Origin of the sequence: Nocardiopsis trehalosi NBRC 14201, assembly GCF_001552555.1 — a bacterium.
Taxonomy (GTDB): domain Bacteria; phylum Actinomycetota; class Actinomycetes; order Streptosporangiales; family Streptosporangiaceae; genus Nocardiopsis_B; species Nocardiopsis_B trehalosi.
In genome coordinates this window covers 1-9,351 of record NZ_BCRK01000214.1, presented here as the reverse complement: position 1 = coordinate 9,351, position 9,351 = coordinate 1, and the positions used below count along the sequence as shown (strand labels likewise).

The 9,351-nt window shown below is 77.2% G+C and carries 7 protein-coding genes; 4 read left to right on the top strand and 3 right to left on the bottom strand.

Going from position 1 to position 9,351, the window contains the following annotated elements:
- Nucleotides 1–46: 46 nt before the first annotated feature.
- Nucleotides 47–565 carry a carboxymuconolactone decarboxylase family protein gene (locus NT8_RS24955; protein ID WP_067974543.1) on the bottom strand — a complete coding sequence of 173 codons (519 nt, stop codon included), beginning with the start codon at nt 563–565 and terminating at the stop codon, nt 47–49.
- Between the two features lie 206 nt (nt 566–771).
- Between NT8_RS24955 and NT8_RS24950 the strand changes: the two genes are divergently transcribed.
- Entirely contained in the window at nt 772–1,737 is a 966-nt protein-coding gene (locus NT8_RS24950) for an RNA polymerase sigma-70 factor (protein WP_084469261.1), read from the top strand.
- Between the two features lie 45 nt (nt 1,738–1,782).
- Complete coding sequence (locus NT8_RS24945; RefSeq protein ID WP_067974541.1) at nt 1,783–2,937, top strand: sensor histidine kinase; 1,155 nt, start codon at nt 1,783–1,785, stop codon at nt 2,935–2,937.
- A 166-nt stretch (nt 2,938–3,103) separates the two neighbouring features.
- On the opposite strand, the gene NT8_RS24940 is transcribed toward NT8_RS24945, so the two are convergent.
- Together NT8_RS24940 and NT8_RS24935 are read right to left on the bottom strand one after the other, a co-directional pair.
- Nucleotides 3,104–4,048 (bottom strand): alpha/beta fold hydrolase, encoded by a 945-nt coding sequence (locus NT8_RS24940; protein WP_067974538.1) that lies wholly within the window; start codon nt 4,046–4,048, stop codon nt 3,104–3,106.
- Nucleotides 4,049–4,280: 232 nt separating this feature from the next.
- Complete coding sequence (locus NT8_RS24935) at nt 4,281–7,484, bottom strand: AfsR/SARP family transcriptional regulator (protein WP_067974535.1); 3,204 nt, start codon at nt 7,482–7,484, stop codon at nt 4,281–4,283.
- A gap of 135 nt (nt 7,485–7,619) precedes the next feature.
- Here NT8_RS24935 and NT8_RS24930 point away from each other — a divergent pair, with 135 nt between their 5' ends.
- Both NT8_RS24930 and NT8_RS24925 read left to right on the top strand, forming a co-directional pair.
- Nucleotides 7,620–8,666: an NADP-dependent oxidoreductase gene (locus tag NT8_RS24930; RefSeq protein WP_067974532.1), complete on the top strand. Its 1,047-nt coding sequence runs from the start codon at nt 7,620–7,622 to the stop codon at nt 8,664–8,666.
- Nucleotides 8,663–9,301, top strand: coding sequence for an NAD(P)H oxidoreductase (locus NT8_RS24925; protein WP_084469260.1), 639 nt, complete (start codon nt 8,663–8,665; stop codon nt 9,299–9,301). Before NT8_RS24930 ends, NT8_RS24925 begins: the two co-directional genes overlap by 4 nt.
- The last annotated feature ends 50 nt before the right edge of the window (nt 9,302–9,351 follow it).

Below are 9,351 nucleotides of genomic sequence, written 5' to 3'. Positions count from 1 at the left end.
GGGCGGACCCGCCGGGAACGGCCGCCGCGCCCCGGCCCGTCGGGGGTCAGTCGCTGTAGTTCTCGCCGGGCACCCGGCCGGGGATCGGCTTGGCGATGAGCGCGGCCGGGGTGAAGAGGCCGAGGCGGCCGATCACCATGACGAGCGACCACAGCTCCCGGTCGTCGTAGTGCTCGGCCGCCCGCGCGTACACCTCGTCGGAGACGCGCTCCCCGGTGGGGTTGGGGGTGAGCACGGCCTCCACCAGCTCCAGAGCGGCCCGCTCGGCGCCGGTGAAGTACGGCGCGTCCCGCCACGTCGCAACGGCGCTGATGCGCTCCTCGGACTCCCCCGCACGGCGGAGGTCGGCGGCGTCCCGGACGGTGAAGTAGGTGCTCCCGAGGAGCTGCCCGGCGCGGAGCTGCACCAGACTGACGGTGGTCGCCGGAATCGGGCCGTCCGCGACGGCCGTGTGCAGGACCTCGGCCACCTTCGCCATCTCGGGGACGTGCCGGAGGGGGTTGGGCATGCGCGACCGCTGGTCCGCCTGCTCGGTCGCGGGGCGGGTCGGTGCCGGTGTGGTCATGGGAGGGGTTCCCTTCGCGTTGACGACGCGCGGTGCCGGTCCGTCCCCGGTCCGCGCGGTGTGCTGACGGCCACGAGACGTCGGCGTCCCGACCCCTGTGACGGCGCGGTGGTGTGACGTGGACCACCGATCGGAGGTGTCACAGGGCGGGCGCGGCCGGCGTCCTGTGCGCGTGCGGGGCGGAGAGCCGACGGGTGGGAGCCGAGATGAGCGAGCGCAGTGAACGACCGCTGGACGCGGGCGGAGCCCCGGCCGGGGCCGGCCCCGGCGGAGATGCCGACCCGGCGGGCCCCGTGGACCCCGCCACCGAGGCGTTCGTCACCCACCGCAATCTGCTGTTCACCGTCGCCTACGAGATTTTGGGTTCGGCCGCCGACGCCGAGGACGTCCTTCAGGACACCTGGCTGCGCTGGGCGGGCGTCGACCTCGGAGCCGTGCGGGAGCAGCGCGCCTACCTGGTGCGTATCGCCACGCGGCAGGCGCTGGACCGGCTGCGGGCGCTCGGTCGGCGCCGGGAGTCCTACATCGGGCCGTGGCTGCCCGAGCCGCTGCTGACCACGCCCGACGTCGCCGAGGACGTCGAGCTGGCCGAGAGCGTCTCAATGGCGATGCTGCTGGTGCTGGAGACCCTCGCGCCGACCGAGCGGGCGGTGTTCGTGCTGCGCGAGGTGTTCGAGCTGGAGTACGCCGAGATCGCCGAGGCGGTCGACAAGTCGCCCGCCGCCGTCCGCCAGATCGCCCACCGGGCCCGGGCGCACGTCGCCGCCCGGCGGCCGCGCGGCGCCGTCTCCCCGGCCGAGAACCGGGAGGCGTTCCACGCCTTCCAGCGGGCGGTCGCGACCGGCGACCTCCAGCGCCTGCTCGACGTCCTGGCGCCGGACGTCGTCGCCCTGAGCGACGGCGGCGGGGTTGTGCGGGCCCTGCCGGAGCCCGTCGTGGGGGCCGACCGGGTGGCGCGCATGCTGGCCGGCGGCTGGTACCGGGACGGGGTCGAGCTGACCGTCGAACCGGTGCAGGTCAACGCGGGCCCCGGGCTGCTCGTCCGGCTCGACGGTCGGGTCGACGGCGTGCTGGCGGTGCGGATCGAGGGCGGCCGCGTCACCGGCCTGTACCACGTGCGCAACCCCGAGAAGCTGTCGCGCGCGGAGCGGCGGACCACCGTGAGCCGCTGAGAGCGGGCCCCCGGACCGGGGTCCGCCCGCCGGTACACTTCCCCCGTGACCAGCCTCCGGTGGCTCTCCGCTCTATGGCACCGACTCGACGTCACCGTCCGCGACCTCCCCCTGGGCCTGCTGCTGCTGATCGGCTCGCTCATCCCGTCCCTGCACGGGCAGGGGACCGAGTTCGGCGGCGTGCCCGACCGCCCGCTCGACGCCCTGGGCCTGGTGGCGGTCGGCCTGCAGAGCCTGCCGCTGGCCGGGCGGCGGCGGTGGCCGATCCCGACCCTGGCCCTGGTGGTGTGCGGCTTCGCCCTCGATCAGCTGTGCGGCTACCACCTGTTCGCGGGCGCCGCGCTCCCCCTGGCGCTGGTGAGCACCGGCGCCCACCTCCACCGGTACCGGCGCACCGCCGTGCTGGTGTGCTCGGCGGCCTACGTGGTGCTGGCGATCGCGGTGTCCCACGTCGGGGCGGGCGAGACCACGGCCGGGTACGTGACGTTCTACCTGGCGCTGGCCGCCGCCTGGGGGGTCGGGTCGTGGCTGCGCGCCACCCGCATCGCCGAGGCCGAGCGCCGCCGCCTCCTCGCCGAGGCCACCCGCGCCGCCGAGCGCACCCGCATCGCGCGCGACCTGCACGACGTCGTCACCCATCACGTGACGGCGATGATCGTGCAGGCCGAGGCCGCCCGCTACCTGACCGCCGCGCCCGACCGCCTCGAACAGTCCCTGACCACCGTCTCCGACACCGGTCGGCGGGCCATCACCGACCTGCGCCACCTGCTCGACGTGCTCGACCCCGCGCACGATCCCCCCGCCCCGGACGAAGGGCTGGCGTCCGTGGTGGAGCGCACGCGCCGGGCCGGGCAGCCGGTGGAGTTCAGCGAGGAGGGCGCGCCGGGCGCCGCACGCGGCGACGTCGGCCTCGTCGCGCACCGCGTCGTGCAGGAGGCCCTGACCAACGCCCTCAAGTACGCCCACGGCAGCCCGACCACGGTCCGCGTGCGCCACCGCCCCGAGGAGGTCACCGTGCACGTCGGCACCGACCGCTCCGGGCCGCCGGGCGCCTCCCCCGGCGGCGGCGGTCGGGGCCTGGCCGGTCTGCGGCAGCGCGTCGAGGCCATGGGCGGCGACTTCACCGCGGGGGCGCGCGAGGGCGGCGGTTTCACCGTCCGGGCGCGCATCCCCGCGCGCGCCCCCGGCACCGACGGCTGACCGGGCCCGCGTCCGGCGCGGACGGTGGCCGACCGACCGCCGGGCCGCCGTATCCCCATGCCGACGTGTCTCCGTGCCGCCGTGCCGCCTTGTCTCCGTGCCGCCTTGTCTTCGTGTCGACGCGGCGCCGTCCGGCGCCCCCGCCACGGGGCGCGCGGCGGGGCGGTCAGGTGGTGGCGGCCTGCTCGGTGACGCGGCGGATGGCCTCGGCGGCGACGTCGGGCCGGTCGACGTGGATGTAGTGGCCGCTCTCCTCGGCGGTACCGAGGACGCTGCGGCTGGAGAGGTCGAGCCACTTCTCCTGCCCGTCGGCCCACGCGCGCTCCAGGTCGCCGCCGTACTCGGGGATCTCCTCCAGGTAGGGGACGCCGTGCTGGACGACCTCCACCGGGATGTCCCCGGCGGAGCGGACGTCCGGGTCGCTGACGATGGTGAGGTTCTCCGGGTTCTCCCCCTCGAACACCGCGAGGTTCTCCGCGCGCACCTGGGCGCCCGGACCGGTGGCCGACTCGGGGATGGCCCCGGTGATGTCGTCGCGCATCGTCGGCGAGGTGGCGTCCATCAGCACCAGCCCCGCGACCCGGTCCTGGTGGTCGGGGGCGTAGCGGGCGGCGATGAGCCCGCCCAGCGAGTGCCCGGCCAGGACGACCGGGTGGTCGACCGCGATGTGGTCGAGGACGGCGGTGAGGACGTCCCCGGCGTCGGCGAGGGTCTGCGGGCCGTCCGGCCGGTCGCTCCCGCCTTCGCCGAGCCGGTCGTAGGAGCAGACCCGGTCCGTCTCGCTCAGCGTCTCCTGGAGGTCGGCCATGGTGTCCAGCCCGTCGCCCAGCCCGGCCATCAGGACGACGATCGGCCGGTCGTGCGGCGGGATGCCCGAGCAGGAGACGCGCACGGCGGCGCCGTCGACGTCGAGCGTCGCCGCCCCGGTGAACGTCTCCCCCTCCGTCGGCTCCCCGTCGGCCACCACCTCCTCGGCGGCGGACTCCACGTCGGTCCGCACCTCCTGGAGGGCGGACCCCACATCGGAGGCCACCGAGCAGCCGGTGAGCCCGGTGCCGGCGACGGCGCAGCTCAGCGCGGTCAGCGCGGTCGCCCGTACGGTGCGGATCATGGTGGCCTCCAGGGGTTCGGGACGGGGGGCGAACGGCGGGCCGGTCGGCGGCGGGGCGTCGCCCCCGCTCTGCGGTCGGCCGCCGCGGCCGGGGACGACGCTACGGAACGGGGTGCCCCGGGGTCATCACCGTGCGGTGGACACCCGCGTGTGGCTCACACGGGGGACGGGCCCGCGGACCGCGGGCCCTCGGCGGTGCGCGGGCGCGCTCCGCCGCCCCGCCCCGCGTCCCTCAGCCGCGCCCGGCGGACGCGCCGTCGAGCGGCCCGACCGGGTCGTCCGCCGTCCGGCTCCGCCCGCGTGCGAAGGCGGCGGCGTACCCGTCGCCGCCCAGCGCCGCCCGCGCGCGGGCGGCGGCCCGGTCGACGTCGGCCCGTTCGCCGTCCGGGAGCGGGGACCCGACGGAGTCCCGGACGGCGGCGGCCGTGCCGAGCAGCGACGCGGCGTCCGCCGCCCGCCCGGCGGCGGCCCGCGCCCCCGCGAGCCCTTCGAGGGCGAGCGCCCGGGCGCGGGGGTCCCCGGTCCGCCGGGCCGCCGCGAGCCCGTCCAGGTGCAGCGCCTCGGCGCGTTCCGCGTCGCCGCGCTGCTCGGCGATGTAGCCGAGCTGGGCCAGGATCAGGGCCTCCCCGGCGGCCACGCCGAGGCGGCGGTTCCAGTCCAGCCAGGGGAGCAGGTGCTCCTCGGCGGCGGCCAGGTCGCCGCGCCGGCGGGCGCCGATGGCGAGCCCCGTCGCGGCGAACTGCTCGGCGGGCTGGTGCGACTGCTCGGCGGCGAGGCGCCGGGCGCGCTCGTGGAACTCCGTCGCCTGGGCGTCGTCGCCGGTGAGCAGGGCGATGCGGCCCAGTCGGGCCAGCCGGAACGCGACCTGCGTCCACAGCCGGAGGTCCTCGGCATCGCGCAGCCCGTTCCGGTGCAGGCGGGCCGCGTGCGCGTAGTCGCCGGCGATCTCGGCGAGCACCCCCAGCTGCTCCGACGCCTGCAACCGGCCCCAGCGGTCGCCGATCTCGGTGAAGAGGGCGGCGCTGCGTTCGGCGTCGCTCCGCAGGGCGGCGAGGTCGCCCGCGTAGATGGCCAGGGTGGCGCGGGTGCTGAGCGCCGCGGCCTCCCCCCAGCGGTCGCCGGCCGCCCGGAACTCGGCGGGCAGCGTGTCCAGGTCGGGGCTCGCGAGGTCGCCGAACCCGCACCGGGCGAACGCCAGCAGCCACCGGCCCCGCGCGTCGGCGCCCTCGACGTCGTCGCCGAGGTGGGTGTCGTCGCCGGTGAGCAGGGCGAGCGCGGCCCGCCGGGCGCGGGCGCCCGCCGCCCGCGCCTCGTGGCCTCCCGACGGGTCCCGGCGCGCGGCCTCCAGCGCGCTCCCCAGTGAGCGGACGGCCTCACCCAGCCGGCCGCGCAGGTACCAGTACCACGCCTGCGCGTTGACCAGGCGGAGCGCGATGTCGGCGGCGCCGTCCGCCGCGGCGTGGTCGAGCGCGGCCCGCAGGTCGGGCGTCCCGCTGTCGAGGACGCGGAGCCAGTGGCGCTGGTCGCGGCCGTGCAGCAGGGACGCCGCGTGTTCGGCCGCCGCGGCGAAGTGGAGCGCGTGCCGGTGCCGCAGCCCGCGGGTCTCGCCCGCCTCGTCCAGCCGCTCCGCGGCATAGGCGGCGACGGATTCGAGCAACCGGAACCGGGTGCCGTCGCCGTCGAACGCGGCGGCGACCAGCGAGCGGTCGACCAGCCGGGTGACCAGGTCCAGCACGTCGTCCGCCGCGACCTCCCCTTCCCCGGCCGACGCGCACACCGCCTCGGCCGCGTGCAGGTCGAACCCCCCGGCGAACACGGCCAGCCGGCGCAGCACGGTCCGCTCGGGCGGGGGCAGCAGCTCCCAGCTCCAGTCGATCATCGCCCGCAGGGTGCGCTGGCGCGCCGGGGCGTCCCGGCGCACCTGGTTGAGCAGCCGGAACCGGTCGTGCAGCCGGTCGGCCAGGGCGTGCACGCCGAGCGTGCGCACGCGGGCGGCGGCCAGCTCCAGGGCCAGGGGGATACCGTCGAGGCGTCGGCAGACGAGGCCGACGGCCTCGCTCGTCTCGGGGGTCAGGGCGAAGCCGGGGGCGGTGGCGGCGGCGCGCGCCGCGAACAGCTCCATCGCCTCGCGTTCGGCCAGCGGCTCCACGGGGTGCAGCGCCTCCCCGGAGACGGCCAGGGGTTCCCGGCTGGTGGCGAGCACGCGGAGGCCGGGGGCGGAGCGCAGCAGGCGGTCGGCGAGCGCGGCCACCTGCTCCACGAGGTGTTCGCAGTTGTCGAGGACGAGCAGCATCCGGCGCGGGGCGACCGCCGCGGCGAGCCGGTCCAGCGCCGATCCGGCGCCGTCCGACGGGCCCGCCGCGTCGTCGTCGCGTACCCCGAGCACGGCCGCCACGGCCTCGGCGGCGCCGCCGCCGGTACCGCCGCCGGTGCCGCCGAGTTCGACGAACCAGACGCCGTCGGCCGGGGCGCCGCCGGTCTCCTCCCCCGCCTCCGCCAGCGCCGCCACCGCCAGCGCCACCCTGGTCTTGCCGACACCGCCCGGACCGGTGAGGGTGACCAGGCGGTTGTCCCGGAGCAGGGCGCCGGCCCGCGCCACCTCCTCGTCCCGGCCGATCAGCGAGCTCACCGGCGTCGGCAGGTTGGTCCGCGGGCGCGCGCTCGTGGTGGCCGGGGCGGACGCCGGGGCGAGGCCGGGGTCCTGCCGCAGGATCGACGCGTGCAGCGCGGCGAGTCCGGCGTCCGGGTCGATGCCCAGCTCGTCGGCCAGCCGGCGCCGGAGGTCCTGGTAGGTGTCGAGCGCCTCGCTCTGCCGGCCGGTCCGGTAGAGGGCGAGCATGTACGCGGCGCGCAGCCGCCCGCGCAGCGGGTGGGCGGCGACCAGGTCGCCCAGCTCACCGGCGAGCACGCTGTGCTCGCCCAGCTCCAGCCGGAGTTCGGCGAGGTCCTCCTGGACGGTGAGGCGCTCCTCCTCCAGGCGGGCGACCGCCGCCCGCGCGAAGTCCTCGTCGCGGACGTCGGCGAACGCCGGCCCGCGCCACATGCCGAGCGCCTCCGACAGCAGCGACACCCGGGCGCGCGGGTCGGCGGCCGCCCGGGCGCGGGCCGCCGACGCCAGGAAGCGCGCGGAGTCGACCGCGTCGTCGGACACCCGCAGCGTGTAGCCCGCCGGGCCGTACGCCACGAGCGCGCGGCCGTCCGCCCCGCCCTTCGCCAGGGCGCGCCGCAGCTGGGAGACCTTGGTCTGCAGGGCGTTGCTGGGGTCGGCCGGCGGGGACGCGGCCCACAGGTCGTCGACCAGCCGGTCCACCGGGACCGGGCGCCCGTGGTGCACCAGCAGGTCGGCGAGGAGCGCCCGCACCTTCGCCTCCGGAACGGCGACCGGGGTGCCGTCGTCCGCACGGACCGCCACCGGGCCCAGCACCTCGAATCGCATGCCCGCCACGCTAGCGCGTGCGCTGACGGCCCCTCGTGCGCGGGCCGTCAGCGGTCCGTGCGCGGCCCCCGCCATCGTGGTCCCGTGATCGAGGACCGGTCACCCGCACCACCACCCGCACCGGAGGAAACCCCCATGAGCACCACGAGCACCACGAGCACCGCGGCCGCGACCGTGTCCCGCGAGATCCGGCTGGCCGCCCGCCCCGTCGGCGAGCCGTCGACGCGGCACTTCGACCTGGCCACCGTCGCGGTCCCCGAGCCGGGCGAGGGCCAGATCCTGGTCCGCAACACCTGGATGTCGGTGGACCCCTACATGCGCGGCCGCATGGACGACGTGCCCTCCTACATCCCGCCGTTCGAGGTCGGGGGCGCCCTCGACGGCGGCGCCATCGGCGAGGTGATCGCCTCCCGCGCCGCGTCGGTCCCGGTCGGGTCGACCGTCTCCCACTTCCTGGGCTGGCGCGAACACGCGGTGCTGGACGCGGCGGCGGCCACCGTCGTCGACACCGCGCTCGCCCCGGCGCCCGCCTACCTCGGCCCGCTGGGCACCACGGGACTGACCGCCTACGCGGCCCTCACCCGCACGGCACCGGTGCGCGAGGGCGACGTGGTCTTCGTCTCCGCCGCCGCGGGCGCGGTCGGGAGCGTCGCCGGGCAGGTGGCCCGGTGGCTGGGGGCGTCGCGGGTGATCGGCTCGGCGGGCGGGCCGCGCAAGACCGCGAAGCTGCTCGACGCCTTCGGCTTCGACGCCGCGGTCGACTACCGCCAGGGCGGGGTGGGTGAGCAGCTCGCCCAGGCCGCCCCCGACGGCGTCGACGTCTACCTCGACGCCGTGGGCGGGGACCACCTGCGGGCGGCCATCCAGGCGATGCGCCCCGGCGGACGGATCGCCATGGTGGGCGCGATCAGCGGGTACAACGCAACCGACCCGGTCCCGGGCCCCGACAACCTCTACCGGGCCGCCTTCCGCGAGGTCACCCTGCGCGGCATGCTCGTCACCAGCCACTTCGACCTCTTCCCCGAATGGATCGGCACGGCCGCGGGCCGGCTCGCCGACGGCACCCTGCACACCGAGCAGACCGTGGTCGAGGGCCTGGAGAACGCCCCCGAGGCCTTCCTGGCCATGATGCGCGGCGCCAACACGGGCAAGATGCTGGTCCGGTTGGACGGGCGGCGATGACCGCCCCCGGCGGTCCCCCTCAGCAGGGCGCGGCGGCGCCGCCCCCCGAGCCGGCGCACCCGCCCGGCGGGCGGGCGCTCCTCGTCCTCGCCCACCCGAGGGCCGACTCCCTGACCTCCCGGATCGCCCGCCGGACCCGGGACCGGCTGGAGGCGCGCTCCTTCACCGTCGACCTCCTCGACCTGCACGCCGAGGGCTTCGACCCCCGGATGACGCCCCTCGACGAACCCGACTGGGGGGACCGCGACAAGGCGTACTCGCCCGAGGTCCGGGCGCACATGGCCCGGATCGAGGCCGCCGACGTGGTCGTCGTGGTCTTCCCGCTCTGGTGGTTCGGCCTGCCCGCCGTGCTGAAGGGCTGGATCGACCGGGTGTGGAACTACGGGTTCGCCTACGGCAGGTCCGCGCCGCGCCTGCGCGGCAAGCGGATGCTGTGGGTCGGCCTGGTGAGCTACCAGCAGGCGGAGTTCGCCCGGCTGGGCTGGGACGACGTCGTCACCCGCACCCTCGCGACGGGGATCTCGGCGTTCTGCGGCATCGAGGACGCGGCGGTCCACCTGGTGTACGACTCCCTTGAGGCGGGGGAGGCCGCGCTCACCGCCGCCGACGAGGGACTGGACGCGTTCGCCCCGTGACGGCCGCACCGGCGGCCGCCGCTCCCGGGCCCCCGGCGGGCCGACCGCTC

Coding starts and splice junctions, on each gene's coding strand:
- NT8_RS24935 (WP_067974535.1), bottom strand. CDS start 7,484: ATGCGATTCGAGGTGCTGGGCCCGGTGGCGGTCCGTGCGGACGACGGC.
- NT8_RS24940 (WP_067974538.1), bottom strand. CDS start 4,048: ATGATCCGCACCGTACGGGCGACCGCGCTGACCGCGCTGAGCTGCGCC.
- NT8_RS24930 (WP_067974532.1), top strand. CDS start 7,620: ATGAGCACCACGAGCACCACGAGCACCGCGGCCGCGACCGTGTCCCGC.
- NT8_RS24955 (WP_067974543.1), bottom strand. CDS start 565: ATGACCACACCGGCACCGACCCGCCCCGCGACCGAGCAGGCGGACCAG.
- NT8_RS24925 (WP_084469260.1), top strand. CDS start 8,663: ATGACCGCCCCCGGCGGTCCCCCTCAGCAGGGCGCGGCGGCGCCGCCC.
- NT8_RS24950 (WP_084469261.1), top strand. CDS start 772: ATGAGCGAGCGCAGTGAACGACCGCTGGACGCGGGCGGAGCCCCGGCC.